This is a genomic window from Flavobacterium amniphilum, from assembly GCF_023634845.1.
In the GTDB taxonomy this organism is placed as follows: domain Bacteria; phylum Bacteroidota; class Bacteroidia; order Flavobacteriales; family Flavobacteriaceae; genus Flavobacterium; species Flavobacterium amniphilum.
Genome location: NZ_JAMLJL010000013.1, coordinates 56,660 through 81,310, shown reverse-complemented (window position 1 = coordinate 81,310; position 24,651 = coordinate 56,660). Strand labels below are relative to the sequence as shown.

General features: G+C 39.1%; 19 protein-coding genes. 14 read left to right on the top strand and 5 right to left on the bottom strand.

What is annotated here, in order from left to right:
• Positions 1–41: 41 nt before the first annotated feature.
• Complete coding sequence (locus tag NAT51_RS14585) at positions 42–572, top strand: inorganic diphosphatase (RefSeq protein WP_250599893.1); 531 nt, start codon at positions 42–44, stop codon at positions 570–572.
• Positions 573–685: 113 nt separating this feature from the next.
• Complete coding sequence (locus tag NAT51_RS14580) at positions 686–3,277, top strand: sodium-translocating pyrophosphatase (protein WP_250599892.1); 2,592 nt, start codon at positions 686–688, stop codon at positions 3,275–3,277.
• Between the two features lie 62 nt (positions 3,278–3,339).
• On the opposite strand, the gene NAT51_RS14575 is transcribed toward NAT51_RS14580, so the two are convergent.
• The 4 genes from NAT51_RS14575 to metK form a co-directional block, all read right to left on the bottom strand.
• Positions 3,340–3,789 (bottom strand): hypothetical protein, encoded by a 450-nt coding sequence (locus NAT51_RS14575; RefSeq protein ID WP_250599890.1) that lies wholly within the window; start codon positions 3,787–3,789, stop codon positions 3,340–3,342.
• 32 nt (positions 3,790–3,821) lie between these two features.
• On the bottom strand, positions 3,822–4,436 hold the full coding sequence (locus NAT51_RS14570) for a deoxynucleoside kinase (protein ID WP_250599888.1): 615 nt from the start codon (positions 4,434–4,436) through the stop codon (positions 3,822–3,824).
• The gene (locus NAT51_RS14565) at positions 4,436–5,227 is read right to left on the bottom strand and encodes a hypothetical protein (protein ID WP_250599886.1); all 792 of its coding nucleotides are present in this window, start codon (positions 5,225–5,227) and stop codon (positions 4,436–4,438) included. Before NAT51_RS14565 ends, NAT51_RS14570 begins: the two co-directional genes overlap by 1 nt.
• 93 nt (positions 5,228–5,320) lie before the next feature.
• Positions 5,321–6,595 (bottom strand): methionine adenosyltransferase, encoded by a 1,275-nt coding sequence (gene metK, locus NAT51_RS14560; RefSeq protein WP_250599884.1) that lies wholly within the window; start codon positions 6,593–6,595, stop codon positions 5,321–5,323.
• A 514-nt stretch (positions 6,596–7,109) separates the two neighbouring features.
• Between metK and NAT51_RS14555 the strand changes: the two genes are divergently transcribed.
• From NAT51_RS14555 to NAT51_RS14500, 12 genes are all read left to right on the top strand, one after another.
• Positions 7,110–8,282, top strand: a complete 1,173-nt coding sequence (locus NAT51_RS14555; RefSeq protein ID WP_250599882.1) for a trans-sulfuration enzyme family protein — start codon at positions 7,110–7,112, stop codon at positions 8,280–8,282.
• A complete protein-coding gene (locus NAT51_RS14550) occupies positions 8,282–9,769 on the top strand; it encodes a PLP-dependent transferase (protein WP_250599880.1) in 1,488 nt (495 codons plus the stop codon). The genes NAT51_RS14555 and NAT51_RS14550 overlap by 1 nt, the downstream gene beginning before the upstream one ends.
• A gap of 595 nt (positions 9,770–10,364) precedes the next feature.
• Positions 10,365–11,060: a phosphoadenylyl-sulfate reductase gene (locus tag NAT51_RS14545; protein WP_250599878.1), complete on the top strand. Its 696-nt coding sequence runs from the start codon at positions 10,365–10,367 to the stop codon at positions 11,058–11,060.
• 27 nt (positions 11,061–11,087) lie between these two features.
• Positions 11,088–11,993 carry a sulfate adenylyltransferase subunit CysD gene (cysD, locus tag NAT51_RS14540; RefSeq protein ID WP_250599876.1) on the top strand — a complete coding sequence of 302 codons (906 nt, stop codon included), beginning with the start codon at positions 11,088–11,090 and terminating at the stop codon, positions 11,991–11,993.
• Between the two features lie 23 nt (positions 11,994–12,016).
• On the top strand, positions 12,017–13,249 hold the full coding sequence (locus NAT51_RS14535) for a sulfate adenylyltransferase subunit 1 (protein WP_250599874.1): 1,233 nt from the start codon (positions 12,017–12,019) through the stop codon (positions 13,247–13,249).
• A 2-nt stretch (positions 13,250–13,251) separates the two neighbouring features.
• A complete protein-coding gene (gene epsC / locus NAT51_RS14530) occupies positions 13,252–14,067 on the top strand; it encodes a serine O-acetyltransferase EpsC (RefSeq protein ID WP_250599872.1) in 816 nt (271 codons plus the stop codon).
• Positions 14,068–14,106: 39 nt separating this feature from the next.
• A complete protein-coding gene (gene cysK / locus NAT51_RS14525) occupies positions 14,107–15,018 on the top strand; it encodes a cysteine synthase A (RefSeq protein WP_250599871.1) in 912 nt (303 codons plus the stop codon).
• Between the two features lie 113 nt (positions 15,019–15,131).
• Positions 15,132–15,953, top strand: a complete 822-nt coding sequence (gene cobA, locus NAT51_RS14520) for a uroporphyrinogen-III C-methyltransferase (RefSeq protein WP_250599869.1) — start codon at positions 15,132–15,134, stop codon at positions 15,951–15,953.
• The gene (locus NAT51_RS14515; RefSeq protein WP_250599867.1) at positions 15,943–17,637 is read left to right on the top strand and encodes a diflavin oxidoreductase; all 1,695 of its coding nucleotides are present in this window, start codon (positions 15,943–15,945) and stop codon (positions 17,635–17,637) included. Before cobA ends, NAT51_RS14515 begins: the two co-directional genes overlap by 11 nt.
• Before the next feature lie 78 nt (positions 17,638–17,715).
• Positions 17,716–19,362: an NADPH-dependent assimilatory sulfite reductase hemoprotein subunit gene (locus NAT51_RS14510; RefSeq protein WP_250599864.1), complete on the top strand. Its 1,647-nt coding sequence runs from the start codon at positions 17,716–17,718 to the stop codon at positions 19,360–19,362.
• A gap of 129 nt (positions 19,363–19,491) precedes the next feature.
• A complete protein-coding gene (locus NAT51_RS14505; protein ID WP_250599862.1) occupies positions 19,492–22,065 on the top strand; it encodes a TonB-dependent receptor in 2,574 nt (857 codons plus the stop codon).
• A gap of 37 nt (positions 22,066–22,102) precedes the next feature.
• On the top strand, positions 22,103–23,566 hold the full coding sequence (locus NAT51_RS14500) for a TSUP family transporter (RefSeq protein WP_250599860.1): 1,464 nt from the start codon (positions 22,103–22,105) through the stop codon (positions 23,564–23,566).
• Between the two features lie 94 nt (positions 23,567–23,660).
• On the opposite strand, the gene NAT51_RS14495 is transcribed toward NAT51_RS14500, so the two are convergent.
• Positions 23,661–24,608, bottom strand: a complete 948-nt coding sequence (locus NAT51_RS14495; RefSeq protein WP_250599858.1) for a hypothetical protein — start codon at positions 24,606–24,608, stop codon at positions 23,661–23,663.
• Positions 24,609–24,651 lie beyond the last annotated feature (43 nt).

Genomic DNA, 24,651 nt, shown 5'->3' with positions numbered 1-24,651 from the left:
TTGCGTACTTTTGCACCCTCAAAATAAAAAAGGATTGCGATATGACTGCAGATAAAATAAAAACTTTCGACGTTTTAGTTGAAATTCCACGTGGAAGCCGTAATAAATATGAGTACGATTTCGAAATGAAAAGAATGCGTTTCGACCGTATGTTATTTTCTTCAATGATGTACCCGGCTGACTATGGGTTCATTCCTGAAACTTTAGCTTTGGACGGTGATCCATTGGATGTTTTGGTATTGGTTACCAAGCCAACATTTCCAGGATGTGTTATCGAGGTGAAGCCAATTGGTGTTTTCCATATGGCAGATGATAAAGGACCGGATGAAAAAGTAATCTGTGTTCCTGTTTCAGATCCAATCTGGAATAAGTTGAATGATTTGTCGGATATGAATCCGCATTTATTGAAAGAAATCGAGCACTTCTTTGAAGTTTACAAAGACTTGGAGAACAAACAAGTTGATGTACAGGGATGGGGTGATGTGAATGAAGCCCAAAGAATCCTTAAAGAGTGTATTGACCGTTTTAATGCAATCGAAAATAAGCCGGAAGGTTTATTCAGTATAAGATAGTTTTTTGTTTTTGGTTAGTGAAAAGGCAACGTTTTTTTATAGAATGTTGCCTTTTTTATTTGTATTGATTTTCATATATTTACGAATATGATTAACTAACCAAAAACAATTTTATGAATTCAATGATGATTTATGTGCCTATAATTATGGCATTAATTGGGCTGGCTTTTATGGCGGTCAAAAGAGCTTGGGTGCTCAAACAGGATGCCGGAGACGGTAAGATGAAAGAGATTTCAGATTATATTTACGAAGGCGCCCTGGCATTCCTGAAAGCAGAGTACAGATTATTGGCTTTCTTTGTTATCGGGGCAAGTTTGGTTCTTGCAGGAATAACGTATTTACCGGGTGTGAAAACACATTTGTTGATAGTAGTGGCATTTATTTTCGGTGCCTTTTTTTCTGCCCTGGCGGGAAATATGGGGATGAAGATTGCTACCAAAACAAACGTAAGAACAACACAGGCAGCGCGAAGCAGTTTGCCGCAGGCACTTAAGGTTTCTTTCGGTGGTGGTACCGTAATGGGATTGGGTGTGGCCGGTCTGGCTGTTTTGGGTCTGACGTCCTTCTTTATATTTTTCTTTAATTTTTTTATGGGCGGTTCGTGGACTTCTACTGATGATATGACCGTGGTTTTGGAGACATTGGCCGGTTTTTCGCTTGGAGCCGAATCTATTGCGTTGTTTGCCCGTGTAGGTGGAGGTATATATACTAAAGCTGCTGACGTGGGAGCTGACTTGGTAGGTAAGGTAGAGGCAGGTATTCCGGAAGATGATCCGCGTAACCCGGCTACTATTGCTGATAACGTTGGGGACAATGTGGGAGATGTTGCCGGTATGGGGGCCGACTTGTTTGGTTCGTACGTGGCGACAGTATTGGCTGCCATGGTTTTGGGTAATTATGTTATCAAAGACATGGGCGGTAAAATTGACGATGCATTTAATGGTATTGGTCCTATTTTGTTACCGATGGCGATTGCCGGTTTCGGGATTTTATTCTCGATCATCGGAACCATGTTGGTAAAAATCACAAGCGACGATGCTAAAGAAGCGCAGGTTCAAAAAGCGTTGAATATCGGTAACTGGGTTTCGATTGTTTTAACGGCCGTATCGTGTTTCTTTTTGGTGCAACATATGTTGCCTGAAGTTATGACTATGGAATTCTTCGGAGAAGGTTCGCAACAAATATCATCAATGCGTGTGTTTTATGCTACTATTGTTGGTTTGGTTGTGGGTGGTGTTATTTCTTCGGTAACGGAATACTATACAGGTTTGGGTACGAAACCGGTTATGGCTATTGTGCAGAAATCCTCAACGGGAGCAGGAACTAATGTTATTGCCGGTTTGGCAACAGGTATGATTTCAACATTCCCCACAGTTTTATTGTTTGCGGCAGCAATTTGGGTTTCGTATGCATTGGCTGGATTCTACGGAGTGGCATTGGCGGCTTCGGCTATGATGGCTACAACTGCGATGCAATTGGCGATTGATGCGTTTGGTCCTATCTCTGATAATGCCGGAGGAATTGCTGAAATGAGCGAATTGCCTAAAGAAGTACGTACACGGACTGATATTCTGGATTCTGTTGGTAATACTACGGCTGCGACCGGGAAAGGTTTTGCGATTGCATCTGCAGCGTTGACCTCATTGGCTTTATTTGCGGCTTATGTTACGTTTACCGGAATTGACGGTATCAATATCTTTAAAGCGCCGGTTTTAGCTATGTTATTTGTGGGTGGTATGATTCCGGTGGTTTTCTCGGCTTTGGCTATGAATTCGGTAGGAAAAGCAGCTATGGATATGGTGTATGAAGTACGCCGTCAGTTTAAAGAAATTCCGGGCATCATGGAAGGAACCGGAAAACCAGAATACGGTAAGTGTGTTGAGATTTCTACAAAAGCGGCATTACGTGAAATGATGCTGCCGGGAATTTTGACTATTGGTTTTCCTATTGCTATTGTTTTATTAGGATTGGTAGTATACAGAGATAATCACCAGTTGATTGCTGAAATGCTGGGAGGTTATATGGCCGGGGTTACTGTTTCGGGAGTGCTTTGGGCTGTATTCCAGAATAACGCAGGAGGTTCTTGGGATAATGCAAAAAAATCGTTTGAAGCCGGTGTTATGATCAACGGTGAAATGACCTATAAAGGTTCTGATGCGCATAAAGCGGCGGTAACCGGAGATACGGTTGGTGATCCTTTTAAAGATACTTCAGGGCCTTCCATGAATATTTTGATTAAGTTAACCTGTCTGATCGGGTTGGTAATTGCTCCGATTTTAGGTAATGGTTCGCACGGTTCGGCAGCAAAAGGAAGTTGTTGCAGTGCCATGGAGAAATGCGAAGCGAAAAGCATGAAATGTGATCCTGCCGGTATGGCCATGATGACTAAGGATGAATGTGCCAAAATGTGTGATGAAATGGGTTGTTCGGCTGAAGAAAAAGCAGTTTGCATGGCGCATTATGGTGTGGACGGTAAGTTCAAAAACGTAGAAGGCTGTAAGATGGTTTGTTGTACTCCGTCAGGGCATACGGTGAAAGAAATGGACCGTAAAATTCAGGTGAAAAAAGAAATGGTGAACGGGAAGGTTAAAGCTACCGTGATGATCAGAACTACAGAAAACGGTAAGACGTATGAAACGTCAGATGTTTTTGAAGGAACGGAAGCTGAGGTTCAGGCCAAGATTGATTCGATCGAAAAGCAATAATTTTGTTGTTTTGGATTATATAGAAAAAGCCCCGGAAAACGGGGCTTTTTTTATGTAATGAATTAATAACGCATATTTTGCATACCGCTCATGGCTAAAACATAGAACCAGAATAACGAACCTAAAAGGGATAAGATGAAAATTATGATAAAGCTTAATAAGAATGCTTTCCATTTCTTTTTGTCTTTTGATCTTGGGTTTTTGATGAGTAGGTATGGGTAAATCATTAAATTAATTGCCAGTAATACCGGTGAGGTAAACTCAAAATTTTCAACTTCAATAAAAAATAGCCCTACAACCATTATAAAGAGGAATTGCAATATGCTTCCGAATATAATTTTTGCGGTATGGTTTTTAATTTTCAAAATCCAGTACAAAGCATAGATGAAATAGGTAATGCCTCCGATAAATGCAAAATCATGGTATTCATGATTCGACATGTATTCGAAAATGATAACAGGCAGAATGACAACTATGCAGATGAGGATGAAGTGCAGTATAATTTTCTTCATATTCCCACTTTGGATACGATAGTGTTCCTGTGTTAAAAAAGTCCGTTTATTTCAGCATCGATACGGTTGATGATCATTCCCAGGTCTTCCGGATTATTAACGAAGTCAATATTGTCAACGTCGATGATTAATAATTTTCCTTTGGTATAACTTTGAATCCAGGCTTCGTAGCGTTCGTTCAGGCGGCTTAAATAATCGATTGAGATGGTGTTCTCGTAATCGCGCCCGCGCATGTGGATTTGTTTTACTAAATTCGGGATAGAGCTTCTTAGATAAATCAATAAATCCGGTGCTTCCACCATGGTTTCCATTAATTCGAACAGCGATTTGTAGTTTTCAAAATCCCTATTGGTCATTAATCCCATTGCATGAAGGTTGGGGGCGAAGATGTGTGAATCTTCGTAGATAGTCCTGTCCTGGATTATTTTTTTACCACTTTGACGGATTTGTAAAATCTGGCGGAAGCGGCTGTTCAGGAAGTAAATCTGAAGGTTGAAACTCCAGCGTTCCATTGAGTGGTAAAAGTCATCAAGGTACGGATTGTCTACCACGTCTTCAAAATGTGGTTCCCACTTAAAATGTTTGGATAAAAGTTTGGTTAATGTGGTTTTTCCTGCGCCGATGTTTCCTGCAACTGCTATATGCATTATGGTAAATTGATTTTATAGTTTGTGATTCCTTCGGGGGTAAAAATAGCTAAATTTTGGTTTTTATAGTAGAAACTTTTAAAGGAATTTTCAACTTCTTTAACCGGTATTGATTTGTTTTGGATCAAGTCGAAAAAATAAAGTTTTTCCTCTTTTTTGTAAAGAATCATTCTTTCGTCGTACATAAAAATCTGGTCATATCCGGGTATGGTTCCCAAAAGTTCTTTCTTTCCGAAAATATCAGAGGTGTAATATTTGTTGTCTTCGTCTGTCCAGTAAAAAAGGTTGAAGTTGCAACTGTAATTTTTAATGTTTTTGGGAAATGGGTTACCCACCAATTGTGTTGTGTTTTTTACATAATTGTAAAGGTAAAGCTGTTGTGTGGGCATGTCAAAAACCCAGTAATTGTTTTGGGAGGCCAGACCAACTGATGAGGCTGTAAGTCCGGACTGGTTTTCTGAAAAATTGATTCGTTGTATTTCGTTCAATTGGCTGTCGAGAGCCAGAACCGTATTGAAGTCCTGGTAGAATACAAGGATCCGTAGTGGGTTTTGTAAGTCAACCCTTGTGATTTTTCCCAAAGAAAGATTTTTATACTGGAAAAAGACGTTGTTGCTTTTTTTGAAAAGGACGTTATTTTTGGTAAAATACTGAAAACTGTAGGCGTCTTCACCCAGGTAAGTGTCGGCCTGGATGAATTCGGTGCCCATTTTTGAAGCGACCGGATTTGTATATTGGGCAAAGCCAATCGTTGAAAGCAAGACGAAAATGAAGTAAAGAGCTGTTTTCATATTTGCTAATTTACGATTTAATTTGCTTAAAATAAAAAATCCCGCTCGTTGTTAGGCGAGACGGGATTTTAAAGAGTTTGCTTATTCCGGTGATTAAATTCCGAAAGCAGCTTTGATTTTATCTACGAAGTCTAATTTTTCCCAAGTGAATAATTCTACTTCGATTTCTTTTTTCTCTCCTGTTGGTGAAACGAAAGTTTTGGTTACCACTTCGTTTTTACGTCCCATGTGTCCGTAAGCAGCAGTTTCGCTGTAGATAGGAGTTCTTAATTTTAAACGTTGTTCGATAGCGTAAGGTCTTAAATCGAATAATTCATTTACTTTTTCAGAAATCTGAATATCGGTTAAACCATTTTTAGCTGTTCCGTAAGTATTGATGTATACGTTACAAGGTTTGGCAACACCGATTGCGTATGATACCTGTACCAAAACTTCATCAGCTACACCTGCAGCTACTAAGTTTTTAGCGATGTGACGTGTTGCATATGCAGCAGAACGGTCAACTTTTGATGGGTCTTTTCCTGAGAATGCACCACCACCGTGTGCTCCTTTACCGCCGTAAGTATCTACGATGATTTTTCTTCCTGTTAATCCTGTATCCCCGTGTGGTCCTCCAATTACGAATTTACCGGTAGGGTTAATGTGGTATTCGATTTTATCGTTGAATAAATGCGCATACTGAGGGTATTTTGCAATAATTCTCGGGATTAAAATTTCTATGATGTCTTTTTTGATTTTAGCCAACATTTCAGTTTCTTCTGCGAAGTCATCATGTTGGGTTGAAATAACGATAGCGTCAATTCTAACCGGTTTATTGTTGTTGTCGTACTCTAAGGTTACCTGTGATTTTGCGTCAGGACGTAAATAAGTGATAGCAGCATTCTCTCTTCTTAAATCAGCTAATTCCTGAAGTAATTTATGAGCTAAATCAAGTGCTAGCGGCATGTAGTCCTGAGTTTCGTTGGTTGCATAACCAAACATGATCCCCTGGTCACCGGCACCTTGAGCGTTTGCTTTGGTTTCGAAATCAGTTACTGCTGTAATACGGTCAACCCCGCGGTTGATGTCGTCAGATTGTTCATGAATAGCTGATAAAACCCCACAAGAGTTTGCTTCAAACATATACTCGCTTTTGGTGTAACCGATTTTTTTGATTACTTCACGTGCAATGTTCTGAACGTCTAAATAGGTTTTTGATTTTACTTCGCCTGCCAGAATAACCTGTCCTGTGGTTACTAAGGTTTCGCAAGCTACTTTTGACTCAGGGTCAAATGCTAAAAAGTTATCGATTAGTGCATCACTGATTTGGTCAGCCACTTTGTCCGGATGTCCTTCACTCACTGATTCTGACGTAAATAAATAAGCCATAAAAATTTATTTTTTAAATTTAATAAGTGAGGAAATAATTGCAGGGATTGCCTAAAGAGTAGTGTTTACTGCTTTAGCATTTTTTTAATGAGGTTGCAATCAGTTCAAATTTTTCCTCTTGATTTTCGAGTGCAAATGTATGAAAGGATTTTGAATTGCAAATCAATATTAACTTTATTTTTTCTAAACGGCTGAAATTTAAGTCGGTAAATACCTGTTTCTGCTGAATTATAATTTGTTTAAAAGTAAAATTTTAGAAATTAATTCCGATTAAATTGATTTGAATAACAAAAAATAGAAAAATAATCTATATATCTTTTTTAAAAAGAAAATATTTCTAATTTTGCCTTGTCGAAATAATAATGATGAAAACAACATTCAAAAAGATGATGGCGTATATGATGATGTGGAGGAATTCCGCAGAGGACGCTATTTCATAAATTGAAGAAAACATAAATAGTCACCTCTGCTTTTGCAGAGGTTTTTTTTTAACAATACCTAAAACAACACAACAATGCAACTGGAAACATTATTAGCAAACATCACGCAACACTGCAACACCATTGATGCATACGGTGCGACACATCTGCCTATTTACAACACGGCGACTTTTGATTTGAAACGTCAATTGGGTTGTGATAAAGTGTATGATTATTCCCGGACTGATAACCCAACCAGAAATGCTTTGGAGGAAATTTTCACCCAGGCTGAGAACGGAGCAGGATGTGTGTGTACGAACACAGGCATTGCGGCTATTTCATTGTTGTTTGAAACAGTTTTGAAATCGGGTGATTTGGTTTTGGTGGAGAAAGATTGTTATGGAGGGACTTACCGTTTACTGAATGTGTTGTTTGAGAAGAATAACATTCAGACATTTTATGCTGATTTTACCGATGAGGATGAGGTTGAAAAAATATTGAATAAGAATAGCATACGATTGGTTTTGTGTGAATCACCAACTAATCCGGGTTTGAAGATTATTGATCTTGAAAGTATTGGAAAACTGGTGAAAAAATATAATTCACTTTTTGCGGTTGATAACAGTATGGCGACTTTTGCTTCGCAACGTCCTTTGGATTTAGGTGCTGATTTTTCTTTATTCTCGGCTACTAAATTTATATCAGGACATGGAAGTGTGGTTGCAGGAGCCATTGTGGCCAAAACGCCGGAATGGGCTGAGAAGCTTGGTTATTTTTCAAACGCACAGGGAAGAGCCCAAAGTCCGTTTGATGTTTTTCTGGTGTCATTGGGTTTACCAACATTGGTGTACAGAATGAAAACACAGGAACAAAGTGCCCTGCGTTTAGCGAACTATTTATTGGAAATTCCAGAAGTTATAGATGTTAAATTCCCGGGATTGCCTTCCCATCCGCAATATGAATTGGTTAAAAAACAGATGAAAATTGTTCCGTCTGTGTTGACTGTGCAACTGGAAAGCGAAGAATTGGCTGAAGCTTTGATTAAAAATTCGAAGCTTTTCGGTGAAAAAGTATCGTTTGGTACAGCTGATTCCCGTTTGGAAATTCCGGCGAGGATGAGCCATGCAACCTATTCAGAAGAAGATTTGAAGAAAATTGGTTTAACGAAAGCAACTGTGCGTATTTCTGTTGGCTTGGAAGATACTGAAGATTTGATTCAGGACTTAAAGCAGGCAATTCAGGCGGTGGCTTTGAAATGTGTGAATTGATGAGCGAGTATCTTTGTCATATCCCTTGTGGTGCAGCTGTTCCGTTTAATAATCCGCATGCCGTGTCTGTTAGTCTGCCAACATTGGATGATGTAATTGCTTATGAAGAAGGTGATGATTCGGTTGTGGGGAAAATGCAATCCGGTTATCCGCGGTTTTTCAGAAATAAATGGGTACAACGTTTGGTTGATTATGTGACAGAGTTGCATGATATTTCTCCTGATCTGGTTGTTCTTCCCATTACGTCCCTTCAAGCTTATGAGGTTTTGGTTTATTTGATAAACGAGAGGCCGGTTTATATTGAAGAAGACGGAAATGTTTTTTTACTGTTCAGTCATGATGATGAACGGATACAGCAAATAAAAGATTTTATCCGTAATGCCGGGTTGATTATCAGTTCGCGCCAAGCAGAATCGACATTATTAAAAATAGGATTTCTGTCGGAATCTTTCGTTGAGGAAAGAGTTAAAGTGAGTGGAGGGAGTACGGCAATAATTTCGGTATTATCCGATGCTTATAATGCCAAGCCTGAGAATGTGATTTTGACAAATTCCGGAGCGAATGCTTTTTTTGCGGTTTGTGAAGCTTTGGTTTCTGCAGAAAAGTCTAATGAAAAAAATGTAGTGGTGCAATTGGGTTGGCTTTATGTGGATACGATGGAAGTCATCCAAAAAAGAAGCCAGCTAACACATTTGCAGGTTAATGTTCATGATTTAGGGCAACTGGAAGACTGGCTGAAGGATAATCATGCCAGCGTATCAGTCGTTATAACGGAAGTGGTTTCCAATCCTAAAATCCAATGTGTTGATATTATTGGTTTGCATGCAATTTGTGAAAAATACAAAGTCAAGCTGGTTTTGGATACAACATTAATCACGCCTTTTAATGCGCCGATTTTAAAATATTGTGATGTCGCAGTGGAGAGCTTGTCGAAGTTTGCCTGCGGTAAAGGCGACGTTTTAATGGGAGCGGTTATTGTATCGGAAACATCGGGAATTGACAAAGAAATTTTTGAAAGATTTGTAGTTCCGCCTTATAAAGCAGAAGTAGACCGTTTGGGTTTTCAGATTAGTGATTATGAGAAAAGAGTCTTGAAATCATCAGAAAATACGAAACGGCTGATTGAAGTGCTGAGCCGGAAAAAAGCCGTAAAGAAAGTCTGGAGTGTTTTGGAAGATGATTCTGAGAAGAATTACAGGAAAATCAATAATTCAGGAATAATCCCGGGATTGCTGACTATCGAGGTGAAAGAGAATATTTCAAAATATTATGACTTGTTGAAAACGGCCAAAGGGCCAAGCCTGGGTACCGATTTTACACTGGTGATGCCTTATGTTTATCTGGCCCATTATGATCTGACCAAAACAGAAGAAGGTGTCAGGATATTAAATGAAAAAGGAATGAGTCCGGATATTTTGAGGGTCTCGGTCGGGAATGAAGCCATTGAAGATATTATCAAGGTTTTTGATGAGGTTTTTCCGGATTAAAAAATGAATTGGGTTGTTGGGTTTTTGTAAAAATCCATTCTATCAGAAGAGAATAAATGAGAATAAAAAACTAAATTGAGTGTTTTTTATAATAAAATACAGAAAAATAATCTTTTAAATTTGTGTTTAAAGAAAATTAATCTACATTTGCAGAAGAAATTAAGAGAAAAATGAATCAGACTATTTGCAATACTTGTTGTTTTATGTGGAAGACTTCCGCAGAGGCTGGTATTGCATAAATTTGAACAACAATACATATCTGAGACCTCTGCCGAAAGCAGGGGTTTTTTTATTTAAAAAAATAAGTACAAAAGAGAAATTACAAATGTCAACTAAAATTACAAATACAATGTCAGTTTGCTGTTGCTACAAGTGCTGTAAAAGCGCCCGGATTCTCTATTGCCGTATGTAAAAGACTTAATTTAGTTATAGTTCAACTGTAAAGTCCTTTTGGTAATAGATCCAAAAGGACTTTTTTTTTACACAACAAACAAAAACAAATGAAATCGACACTAACAACGGGTTTGTTGAAAACAAATACGAATGAAAATAAGGAGATTGCATATGACCAATTAAAAGCAAATATTACCTGCATATGAATAGTAATTTTTTAAATCAATTATCACAAATAGAAAATCCGGAAGAAGGATTGCGCTTTCTGTCTGAAAATACAGAAGGTAAAATTGTATTCTCGACCAGTTTCGGAATTGAAGACCAGGTAATCAGTCATGGGGTTTTTGGCCAGAAATTAAAAAACATTGAGGCATTCACATTGGATACCGGTCGGTTGTTTCCCGAAACCTATGCCGTTTGGGATAAAACATTATTGCAGTACAATCAGCCCATACGGGTTTATTATCCGGATACCGATGAACTGGAAACCTATGTGAACAAGAATGGTATCAACGGTTTTTATAATTCGGTTGAGTTGCGGAAAGAATGCTGCCATATCCGGAAAGTGATTCCGCTCCAAAAAGCAGTAAAAGGAGCAAAAGTATGGATCACGGGTTTAAGGGCACAACAATCGGATAACCGTAACAATTTGGAGATTATTCAGTGGGATGAGCAATATCAATTGTATAAATACAACCCACTTTTACATTGGTCGACCGATGATGTGGTTCATTATTTAAAGCGAAACGGAGTGCCTTACAATACCTTACACGATCAGAATTTTATCAGTATAGGCTGTGCACCCTGTACCAGAGCGGTGAAAAAAGGAGAAGATTTCAGAGCCGGAAGATGGTGGTGGGAAGATCAGTCAAAAAAAGAATGTGGATTACATCAATAAAAATTACAACATAACAAAAAACAAAGTATGTCAATATCAAATAATTATTTAGAACAATTAGAAAACGAAGCGATTTATATCCTTCGTGAAACTGCGGCCCAGTTTGAAAAGCCAGCCTTGTTATTTTCAGGCGGAAAAGATTCGATTGTGTTGGTGCATTTAGCATTGAAGGCATTCCGTCCGGGGAAATTTCCGTTTCCGTTAGTGCACATCGATACCGGGCACAATTTCCCGGAAGCAATTGAATTCAGGGATAAACTGGTGAATCAGATTGGAGAAAAGCTAATTGTTGGTAATGTAGAAGATAGTATAAAAAAATACAATTTAAAAGAAACAGCCGGACGATTTCCATCCCGTAATGCGTTGCAGACTTACACCTTATTGGATACTATTCAGGAAAACGAGTTTGATGCCTGTATTGGTGGAGCACGCCGTGATGAAGAAAAGGCAAGAGCCAAAGAGCGAATCTTTTCAGTACGTGATGACTTCGGGCAATGGGATCCAAAATTGCAACGTCCCGAGTTATGGGATATCTTAAACGGTAAAGTGCAAAAAGGCCATAACGTTCGTGTGTTCCCGATTAGTAACTGGACCGAATTAGATGTGTGGAACTATATCCAAAAATACAACATCGAATTGCCGAGTCTGTATTTTGCCCATGAAAGACAGTGTATAGTGCATCAGGATAAATTAGTAGCGACTTCACAGTTTATCCTGCCACAGGAAAATGATACGGTTGTGGTCGTGAAAGTACGCTACAGAACCGTTGGAGATATGACCTGTACAGCGGCAGTTCCTTCGGAAGCATCAACAATACAGGATATCATCGATGATATTGTGCAAACGAGAATCAGTGAAAGAGGACAAACCCGATTGGATGATCAATTATCGGAAGCAGCCATGGAAGACCGAAAAAAACAAGGGTATTTTTAAAAACAAGACAACAAATAACTCAGATGAATACATTACGATTTATAACAGCAGGAAACGTAGATGACGGTAAAAGTACTTTGATAGGACGGTTACTTTACGATTCCGACAGCATACATACAGACCAATTAGGTGTTTTACAAAAACAAACCAAACAGGAAGGAGTAGACATCGATTTGTCATTAATCACTGATGGATTAAGAGCCGAACGTGAGCAAGGGATTACCATCGATGTGGCGTATAAATATTTTTCGACCAAGAAAAGAAAATTCATTATTGCCGATGCCCCCGGACATGAGCAATATACAAGAAACATGATTACCGGTGCGTCCAATTCTGATCTGATCATCATTTTAGTGGATGCCCGGAAAGGAATTACCGAACAAACCAAACGTCATGCCAGTGTAGGTTCATTAATGGGAATCAAAAAAGCGATCATTGCGGTGAATAAAATTGATTTACTGAATTATTCGGAGAATACGTTCAATGAGATTCAATCCGATTTTGAAGCGATCAAAAAAGAACTGAATTATGATGAGGTGATTTACATTCCGGTGAGTGCTTTGGTAGGTGATAATATTGTGAGAAAATCAGAAAACACGCCATGGTACAAAGGGAAAGCCTTATTGGAAACATTAGAGTCTATCGAATTGGCCACAACGTCCAAATTAGAATCACGCTTTCAGGTACAATGGGTCATCCGTCCAAAAGATGAGGAAAACCATGATTACAGAGGATATGCCGGTTTGGTATTGAGCGGAACGTATAAAGTGGGAGATGCGGTTACTATTCTTCCGGCCAGAATCGAAACTAAAATTGTAAAAATAGAACGCAATCTTGAGGTAGTTACAGCAGCATCAGCCGGTGATAATGTGGTATTGCATTTTGAAAAGGATGTGGACATTAGCCGTGGTGACAGCATTGTATTGTCTGGTGAATTGCCAATAGAATCGAATGAAATCAAATCATGGGTTTCATGGTTGGATACGCAGCCTTTCCAATTAGGAAAAACCTATCTGCTGCAACACCGGTTCAAAAATGTACGGGTAAAAATCCAGTCGGTTGACCAGAAATGGAACGTGAACGACTGGGAATTTACAAAAGAGACGGAAATAGGATTGAATGACATCGCACAAATCAGCCTGAAAACCAATCAGCCATTGTTTTACGATGCCTTTGGTAAAAATCCTAAATCAGGAAATGCCATCCTGATCGATGAAACAAGTTATACTACTGTTGGAGCTTTAATGTTTTTATAATCATGTCATACACAATATATTCCAGAAATCAAGAGCGGGCGAAGAGTCCAATCAATAAAATCCAGATCGAAAACTGGGTTGACGAACTTTTTAACTGGTTATTCGATATCAACCAGGAATACAACAGCTATCGTTTTTTTCAGAACAGGGAAAAACTGATTCAGTTAAAACTTCAGGATATTTTGGCCAAAATAACGGATGATACCAATCAGATTGTGGTGTATTCCAATTATTTTTTCGATCAGATCGAATCTTTGCATTATGTGTTGTCCAACGATTTGGAAACTATCGTCAATTTTGACCCGGCGGCCAAATCGAAAGAAGAAGTACTGATTGCTTATCCGGGATTTTTTGCCATCACGGCTTATAGAATAGCCAATGTGTTTTGGAAACTGAATATTCCAACAATCCCAAGAGTAATATCAGAATATGTACATGGCCGTACCGGAATTGATATTCATCCGGGTGCCGAAATAGGTGAGAATTTCTTCATCGACCACGGAACCGGAATCGTAATTGGTGAAACGGCAAAAATCGGGAACAATGTAAAGATTTACCAAGGTGTTACGTTAGGTGCCCTGTCTGTTTCAAAAGACAATGTTTCGGTGAAACGCCATCCTACCATTGAAAGTAATGTGACGATTTATGCCAATGCCACAATTCTGGGAGGGAATACCACAATTGGTGAAAATTCGGTGATCGGCGGTAATGTCTGGTTAACCCATTCGGTTCCACAAAGTTCGCTTGTGTATCATAAAAGTGAAATTGAAATAAAGCAAAAAAGTGAATTCCCGGAAGCACTGAATTACGTGATTTAATAAAAAACAAGTATAAATATAAATAACACACAACACATTATGAGAGCAAATAGTATATTAGAAACCATTGGTAATACACCTGTTGTGAAAATCAACAGTTTGTATGGCGCCAATAAAAATATCTGGATTAAACTCGAAAGAAATAATCCCGGAAATAGTATCAAGGACCGAATTGCTTTGTCCATGATTGAAGATGCAGAAGTCAAAGGAATTTTAAAACCGGAGAGTGTAATTATTGAACCGACTTCAGGTAATACAGGAATCGGATTGGCTTTGGTGGCTGCCGTTAAGGGATACAAAGTGGTTTTGGTGATGCCGGAATCGATGAGTGTTGAACGCAGAAAGTTGATGCAGATTTATGGCGCCGAATTTGACCTTACACCACGCGAAAAAGGAATGAAAGGTGCTATTGAGCGTGCCAACGAATTAGTAAGCCAGACACCGAATGCCTGGTCACCGTCTCAGTTTGCCAATCAGGCAAATGTAGAAGTGCACCAAAGAACAACAGCACAGGAAATTCTGGCTGATTTTCCTGATGGATTGGATTACATCATTACCGGTGTGGGTACAGGCGGACATATAACGGGTGTTGCTTCGGTAATCAAGGAAAAGTTTCCAAACGTAAAAGTCATTGCTGTTGAACCTGAATTGTCTCCAGTTTTGAGTGGTGGTGCTCCGTCTCCACATCCAATACAGGGAATTGGTGCCGGATTCATTCCTGAAATTTACCAAGGGAATTTAATCGATGAAGTAATTCAGGTTGGTAAGGATGAAGCTTTTGAATATACAAGGGCGATTGCCAAACAAGAAGGAATTTTGGTTGGAATATCTACCGGAGCGGCTTTGGCAGCTGTGGCAAAAAAGGCTGCAAGCTTACCGGATGATGCTACGATTCTGACGTTTAATTATGATACTGGTGAACGCTATCTTTCTATAGAAGGACTCTTCTAAAGAAATAATCTAATTGTTTAATAAATAGGATTTTACCTTGTTTTTTTGAACGGGGCTGGGGGATTCTATGCCTTTTTGAAATGAAATGCCCCGATTAAAAAGAATAATGACGAATGAAAAAGATACTTAAAAATACAGGAAAAGTGATACTGGCGGGAGCCGGTCCGGGTGATCCGGATTTGATCAGTCTGAAAGCACTCAAATACCTGCAAACTGCCGATGTGGTCTTAACGGACCGTTTGGTTTCACCGGTATTGATTGAAGAATATGCAAATAAAGATGCTGAGGTTATCTATGTGGGAAAACAATGTTCCAAAGGAATTCATACGCCGCAAAAGGATATCAACGACTTAATGGTCGAGTTTGCGTTGCAGGGGAAACTGGTGCTTCGGTTAAAAGGAGGAGATGCCTCCTTGTTTTCAAATGTTCTGGATGAGTTGCGTGTTTTGGTTGCGAATGAAATCCAGTATGAAATAGTGCCGGGTATTTCAGCAGCTTTCGGAGCGGCGGCTTACACCGGAATTCCGTTAACTGCAAGGGAATATTCCAGAGGTGTCCGTTTTCTGACTTTGTATGATTTGAATACAGTTGCTCCACATCAGTGGAACGATTGGGCTACTACCGAAGATACTTTGGTTTTTTACATGAGCGGTCAGCGTCTGGATGCTTTAACCCAGCAGCTTTTAGATCACAGCATTGATGTGACAAAAGGAATTGCGGTGGTGCAACAGGCTACAACTCCGGACCAAAAAACGAGAGTATTCTCTTTTGAGGAAATCCAGCAGCAGTCTTTACCTGAATTTGAGTATGTACCGACTTTATTGATTATTGGTAAGGTGGTCAATTTACATCATCAATTTAATTGGTTCACTGAGAAAAATGCAACAGAATCTTATTTCGATAACCATAAAATAATTTATCAAAATGCTATCTGATACTAAATTAAGTTTATTACAGCAATTGGTGCAAAATGCATCAAGCGAAGAAATCATCTGGACTAAAGGCTATTTGGCCGGTTTCCTGGATCAAAGCCGTTTGGGTGTTAGTATCCCTGCTGTTCCAACTGCCGTTCCGGTGGCATTGAAACCATTGATTATCTATGGTACCGAAACCGGGAATTCTAAAAAAGTGGCGTCCGGCTTACTGGCGTCATTCAAAAAAGATAAAATCCAGGCAAAAGCTGTTGATGTATTCCAATTTGATGCTTCAAAACTTGAAAAGGAAAGTTTGGTGCTTTTTGTGATGAGCACACAGGGCGAAGGTGAATTTCCCCAAAATGCCGTGGCTTTTTATGAAAAATTGAAAGCTTCAGAAGTGAATTTAAGTAAAGTTTCATTCGCTGTGTTAGGTTTGGGTGATTCATCGTATCCTTTATTTTGTAATGCCGGACTTTTATTGGACGAGGTTTTGGCTGAAAAAGGAGCAAAACGTTTGTTGCCATTGGTAAAAGCGGATGTGGATTTTGCTGATGCGGTTACAAATTGGGAGGCTGATTTGAAGAAAGTTTTCCAAAATCAAAATGCTGAACCGGTTGTAGCTAAATCAGTGCCGACAGTTTCCCACAAAAAGAATTATACAGGTGTTATCAGTCACAGAGTGATTCTGAACGATACCGGTTCGAATAAGCAAACGTATCATATCGAGATTACTTCAGATGACGAAGTGGCGTATGAGCCTGGAGATGCTTTGGGGATTGTACCAAAGAATAATCAGGATGAGGTACAATTCATTTTGAATTATTTCGGAACTGATTCGGCAAAAGAAATTACAATTAAAGAGCAGAAAGCAACAGCCGAAAAATGGTTGCATGAAAGAAATATCAAAGGATTAAGCAAGCGTTCTTTGGAACAAATCGGGAATTTGTTAGAAGCTGAAATTGCATCTGAAAAAGCTGATTTGATTGATGTTTTGAAGCAATATCCAAAACCAGCGGGACTAGAAATTGAATCTTTGATTGAAGTTTTATTACCGATTGCGCCGCGTTTGTATTCGATTTCGTCTTCTGCTGAAGCGCATGACGGGCAAGTGCATTTAACGGTGAACTTGAATACATTCCAGGTTGGTTCAACAACTAAAACAGGATTGGCTTCTCAGTTCTTGGCTGATTTTCCTTTGGATTCAGCATTGGAATTCTATATCCACAAAAACCAGAATTTCAGATTGCCGGATGATGAAACGGATATTATCCTTATCGGGCCGGGAACAGGCATCGCACCGTTCAGAAGTTTCCTGGCACACCGTGATGTAACCGGAGCTGAAGGAAAAAACTGGTTATTCTTCGGGGAGCAGCATTTCGTATTGGATTTTTACTACCAGACTGAAATTCAGGAATGGCTGACAACCGGTGTTTTAACCAAACTGGATACGGCTTTCTCAAGAGATCAGGAACGCAAGATTTATGTGCAGGACCGCATCCGTGAAAAAGCACAAGAATTCAATAACTGGTTGGAAAACGGTGCGGGAATTTACATCTGCGGACAGAAAAATCCGATGAGCCAGGATGTGGAACAGGCTATTCTGGAAGTGATTGCAAAAGAACGCAATATTTCAGTTGAAGAAGCAAAACAAGTTCTGGAAACATTGGAAAACCAAGGGAAATATCAAAAAGACGTGTATTAATGAAGTAATTAGTAATTAGTGAATAGTAATTAGAAATGAACTGTCCATTAATCATTAATGACTATTTCTTATAAAAATATGAGCGAGAAATTATCAGCAGTAGAATATATAAAGACCAAAAGCGACGGTCTTCGCGGTACTTTGAAAGAAAGTATCGATTTAGATAATCATACGGGTAATGTGCGTCCGGATGATGAAACCCTGGTGAAATTCCATGGGATGTATGTACAGGATGATCGAGACAGACGTGCCGAAAGAGCCGCTAAAAAATTGGATAAACTGTATTCGTTTATGATACGTTTGCGTATTCCGGGCGGTGTGATCAGTGCCGATCAATGGATTGCCACACACGAAATTTCGGAACAATATGGAACCGGAACTCTGAAAATCACAACCAGACAAACGGTTCAGTTACATGGTTTGTTAAAACATCAGTTGCGACCGACTATTCAGGCATTCAATACCGCCAAACTGGATTCGATCGCTGCATGTGGTGACGTGAACCGGAATGTGATTGTGAGTTCGCATCCGCAAATTTCACCTATCCACCAACAGATTTATGAGTATGCCGATAAGATTTCGACGTTGCTGTTGCCTAAAACACAATCGTACTACGAAGTCTTTATTGATGGGGAAAAAATTTATGAGCGTTCTTCAGAGGCTGATCCATTGTATGAAGACCGATACCTGCCAAGAAAGTTCAAAATCGGTATTGCTATTCCGCCAAGTAATGATGTGGATGTATTTACCAACGATATCGGATTAATTGCGATTGTCGAAAATGATGAATTGAAAGGATTTAACATCGCCATAGGTGGCGGATTGGCTACAACACACGGTAACCCGAATACGTATTCCCGCTTGGGAAGTATCATCGGTTTTACGGATACGGAAGAGAGGACTTTGAAAGCTGTTTATGAAATTTTGACGGTACAACGTGATTTTGGAAATCGTGTGGACCGGAAATTATCCCGATTGAAGTATACGGTGGATAAACTGACTGTGGAAGGCTTCAAGAAAGAGCTGGAAAGCCGCATCGGATTTGGGCTGGAAGAAGAAAGACCATACAAATTTACAGAGAGAAGTGACCGTTATGGTTGGGAACAAAACCACCAAGGGAAATGGTTTTACACGCTTTTTGTAGAGCATGGTGTGGTGAAGCCTTATCAGAAACAATTCCTGTATGAATTGGCACAATTGAAAATCAATAATTTCATTTTTTCAGGTAACCAAAACCTGATTTTGGGTGAAATTGAAGATAAGGACAAAGCTAAAATTGAAGCATTATTAGCGGAACATGATATCGAAAAACAGGTAAGTGCTTTGCGTAAAAATTCGATGGCGTGTGTGGCATTGCCTACCTGTCCGTTAGCATTAGCAGAAGCACAACGTTACTTGCCGGAATTGGTAACTAAAATTGAGCCATTGTTAGAGAAACACAGTTTGTCTAACGATGAAATCACGATCCGTATGACTGGGTGTCCTAATGGATGTGGCCGTCCGTATGTAGCCGAATTAGGCTTCGTCGGAACAGGACCTGAGCAATACAATTTCATGTTGGGTGGCGACCGTTTCGGAGAAAGATTGAATAGAATTTATAAAGAAAAGCAAACGGAAAGCCAGATTCTGGAAGAAGTTGATGTCTTATTGGGAAGATATGTTGAAGAAAGACTGGAAACAGAAACTTTCGGTGATTATGCTTACCGGGTAATTTTAGAAAAATGAGAATAAATACTAACGAAGGACGAAGGACATATTTTTTGAGTCAGAATTATGTGAAAATGGTTTTGTGTAGTTGCTGCTGTTGCTAGCAGTAAATCAATTAAAACATATAAATCACATAAAATAATAAAAATGAAAAATAGTAAAAAGTATATAAAATTAGTTGTTTTTTTTCTGATTGTGTTCAGTCAGTTGTCTTATGCCCAGGATAATTTAAACCAAATTTCAGGTGTTGTTTTGGATAAAGCAAGTCAAACCATTATTCCTGATGCGAACATAGCAATCAAAGGAACCAATGTTTCTGTAATTGCTGATGCAGAAGGGAAATTCAGTATTAATCCGGAATTGCAATTTCCGGTTGTCTTAATCGTATCCAATGTAGGTTATCAGGCTAAAGAAGTTGAAGTCTTGTCTTATCAGGCCAGTTTGATAATTGAGTTGGAGTCCGAAGCCAATCATTTGGTTGAGGTAATGGTTACATCAAGAAGAAGAAAAGAAGTAGTACAGAAAGTACCAATCCCAATTGCTGTAGTGAGTGGTAAACAAGTGGAAGAATCCGGTTCTTTTAATGTGAACCGCGTTAAAGAATTGGTGCCTTCGGTACAGTTGTATTCTTCGAATCCGAGAAATACGACTTTAAATATCCGTGGATTGGGTTCTACTTTCGGGTTGACGAATGATGGTATCGATCCGGGTGTCGGTTTTTATGTGGATGGCGTTTATTTTGCCCGTCCGGCAGCCACTACTTTGGATTTTATCGATATTGAGCGTATTGAAGTGTTGCGTGGTCCGCAAGGAACGCTTTTCGGAAAAAACACCACTGCCGGAGCTTTCAATATAACAACCAGAAAGCCGAATTTTACTGCTTCTTCGACTGCTGAGGTAAGCTTTGGGAATTACGGTTATTTGCAGGCCAAAAGTTCGGTGAATGGTGAATTGTTCAAAAATTTCGCCGGAAGATTATCTTTTTCCGGAACGCAAAGAGACGGGGTTATTGAGAATGTGAGAACCGGAAAATATATTAATGATATCAATAATTTGGGAGTTAAAGGACAGTTGTTGTTTACTCCTGATGAAAAAACGGAATTGCTTTTATCAGCTGATTTTTCACGCCAGCGTCCTGATGGTTATGCTCAGGTGATCGCGGGTGTGGTTACGACAAAGCGTGCTGCTTACCGACAATTCAATCAGATTATCGCCGATTTAGGGTATGAATTGCCTTCAACAAATGCTTTTGACCGAAAAATTGATCATGACACACCTTGGCGTTCGAATAATGATCTTGGTGGTGTTTCTTTAAATGTGGAACGTGAAATCGGTGATGGGAAATTAACATCGACCACAGCGTGGCGTTATTGGAACTGGGATCCTTCGAATGACAGGGATTTTACAGGGCTGTCAGTGTTGAGAAAGTCACAGGCAACTTCGGTTCACCAACAATTATCGCAGGAATTACGTTATGCCGGTAATTTTTCGGAAAAGGTATCAGCGGTTTTCGGAGTTTATGCAATTAATCAAAACCTGAATTCTGATCCGTATCATATAGAAGAATCCGGAAATGCACAATGGCGATTTTCTCAAAGTACAACAAGTTCTGACTGGCAAACGCCAGGATTATTTGAAGGCTATGGGATAAAAACGAAATCAGATTTAAAAACGTTCAGTGGGGCAATTTTCGGTCAGTTAGATTGGGCTGTAACACCAAAATTTCACTTATTGCCGGGCTTACGCTATAATTATGATGAAAAAGAAGTGGATTTTGATCGTAAAACCTATGGTGGACTTGAGACCAATGATCCTGACTTGATCGCTTTGAAGAAGTTGGTATATTCAGACCAGGCTTTTAAAGCCAATGTTTCTGACAACAATTATTCAGGACAATTAACAGCCAGTTATAAATTTTCGGAGAAAGCCAATTCGTTTGTAACCTATGCCCGAAACTTTAAACCGGTCGGGGTAAATCTAGGTGGGTTGCCAACTGCAAATGGAGCGCCATTAACAGAACTTGCAATCATCAAACCGGAAGAAGTTGAACATTTTGAAGTAGGTTTCAAAAGTAATCCAACCTCTAATTCGCGTTTCAACGTAACACTTTACAATACGGATATTAAAGATTACCAGACTCAGGTTCAAACGGCTGAGTTGGGTGTGAACAGAGGTTATCTTTCCAATGCTGAAAAAGTAAGGGTAAGGGGAATTGAGTTGGAAGGAAATATAAGAGTGCTTGACGTTTTGAATTTTAACGGTAGTTTGTCTTATACAGACGGAAAATATGTGTCATTTAAAAATGCACCGGTTCCATTGGAAGAAACCGGATCTGCTCAGGCATTCAAAGATGTTTCCGGGGGAAGATTGCCGGGAATTTCAAAATGGACAGGCGCTTTTGGTTCTGAATATGCAACTGCGGCAAAATTCTTAAAAAGAGAAGGGCAGTTTTTTGCCGCTTTGGATTCTTATTTCAGATCAGAATTTTCATCCAGTCCGTCGCCGTCAAAGTATTTGAATGTTGAAGGGTATACGCTATTCAACGGACGTTTCGGATTCAGAACATCAAACGGATTGTCTGTTTCGGTATGGGGACGAAATCTGTTTAATAAAGACTATTACGAGCAGTTACTTCCGGGTGCCGGGAATGCAGGTCATTATGCCGCAGTTTTAGGTGATCCGAGAACGTATGGGATTACATTGAAATATGTTTTGGAATAAAACCGAGTAATTATCAACAAACAAAAACAAATTAAAAATGGGAAATACACTTTTTCCGATTTTCTTAAAAACAGATACTTTCCGCTTCCTTATTGTTGGGGGCGGAAATGTTGGTTTAGAGAAGACAAATACACTTTTAAAACAAAATCCGCTTACACCGATTAAAGTTGTGGCTAAAGAAATCAATGCTGAATTGCGAAAGGTGTTGGAGAATAATTCACATGTTGAGTGGGCGGAGAGATCTTATTCCCACGATGATCTGGAATTTGCCGATTTTGTAATCATAGCTACTGAAAATACAGTTTTGAATACAGAAATCAGGGATAGGGCAAATGAACGCGGGATATTGGTCAATGCTGCTGATCAGCCTGATTTGTGTGATTTTTATTTGGGTTCAATTGTTAAGAAAGGCCATTTGAAAATTGCCATTTCAACCAATGGGAAGTCGCCGGTGTTGGCAAGACGTTTACGTGAGCATCTGGAAGAATCAATTCCGGAAAACATCAATGACAGCATCGTGAATCTGAATGCTTTCCGCGAGCAGCATAAAGGTGATTTGAAAGCGAAACTGGATTCATTGAATTCGGTTACGGAAGGATTAGTTACTAAATCAAACAAGAAGGAAGCAAAAAAGGCTACAAAAAAATATAAAAGACTAACATTTGACATTGCAGCCATATTTCTTTCTGTTTTTTTTGGGTATGGATTGGCTACTGTTGTTTCTTTTCAAGATGTAAGTGCTTTTGTGAGTGCGATACCTTCCGCTTTTTTTATTATGATACTGGTAGGCTTCTTTGCCCAACTTGTCGACGGTGCCCTGGGATTGGGGTACGGGGTTACCTGTGCGACGAGTATGATGTTGTTTGGGGTGAAATTGCCGGCTATCAGCGGAAGTATTCATACAGCTGAGATGTTTTCCAGCGGAATTACCGGTTTTTCCCATTACAAATTTGGCAATGTCAATAAAAAATTATTGCTGTGGCTTGCGGTTCCGGGTGTTGTCGGTGCAGTTAGCGGAGCTTTGTTGTTGGTTTATTTCGGGAGTAAATATGAAAAGATAACTTATACGGTTTTGGCCACTTATACAATGTTTTTGGGTATCCGTTTGATGGCGATTGCATTCCGGAAAAAAATTGAAAAACAAAAGCTTAACAATGCCGGGACATTAGGATTTGCAGGAGGATTTTTAGATGCTTTCGGCGGCGGCGGCTGGGGACCAATTGTTACTTCGACACTTCTAGGAAAAGGCAGGAAATCGAGTTATGTGGTGGGCACGGTTAGTCTAGCTGAATTCTTTGTGACATTGGCAGCATCAATTACTTTTTTTGCTTCTTTGGGAGTCAGTCACTGGTACATAGTGGCCGGACTTATTTTGGGTGGTTCGCTTGCGGCACCTTTTGCTGCAAGATTGGCTGGAAAGCTGCCTCAAAAAACAGCAATTCTTTTAGTGGCATTTCTGGTAATTGTTTTCAGTGTAAGGATGTTGTTTAAGATTATATAATGGAATTGCAATTGTTTGCATAAGTAAGGAAGCTGATCGTTATTTTTATAAAACTCCTGTGTTTTTGAGGCACAGGAGTTTTTTATTAGATGAATCAAGGATAAAGTGATTTGTATCCGTTGCTTACAATGTTACTTCCAAGTCCTGAAAAAGATACGGAAAAAGAACTGTAGCTGAAGCTTAAAGAACCGGTTGGTGTGCATAATCCCAGAGCATATCTACATTGACCGTAACTTCCTGTTTCTTTGGTTATTTTGCTTTCACTTCTGGCTGATCCCAAAGACATGTGTCCCCAGTCACTAACGTCAGTATTGGACACTGTTGATCCACTATAATAGATAGTTATCTGGTAACCAATTTCTCCCCGATCTGAGCCCCATAACCAACTAGCTGTCCACCATTGCTTGTACCATTTAGAAAGTATTTTTGATTGCTGTTCATTTGAAGATTCTGTTTTTCCTTTGGGATCCATCATAATTAATCCGCTTAAAACATTATCCCAAACAATTCCGGAATTTCTGTAAAAACATAATGAGGTGAATTTTTGTCCTTTATTTACCCATGTAATTTTCAATAAGTTGTCTTCTAGTTGTATTTCTTTTACAGCTATTTCACTAATATTTTTTTTAGTTGTAGCTAATGCGTTGCCTGAGTAGATTTTTTTCATTTTTCCAATGACAACTGTTTTTTTGTCTTTTATATTTCCAAATGCTAAAGTACTTTCTTCATTTGAAACGACATTTTGTGCAGTTATAATCCCTTTGTTTGTTGAAAGTTTACCCAAAACTTCCACTTCGGTGATTTTTAATTCATCATTTAGGTAGTTAGAAAGGTTGGCTTTCGAAAGATTTAACTGATTTTGAACTGCTTGTGGTAATTCTTGAGAAGTAGGTGTAGTTAATTCCTTTTTTAAATTTTCAATTAATTGTGTTTCAATTGAATTTTCCTTTACGGAATCGGTAGTGTCATCCTGACAACTGTTCATGATCAGCGCAGAAAGCACTAATAAAGCCTTTAAGGCATTTGCAAATTTTGTTTTCATTTCATTATTAGTTTTAAAGTTGATATTGTAATAAAAATAGTAC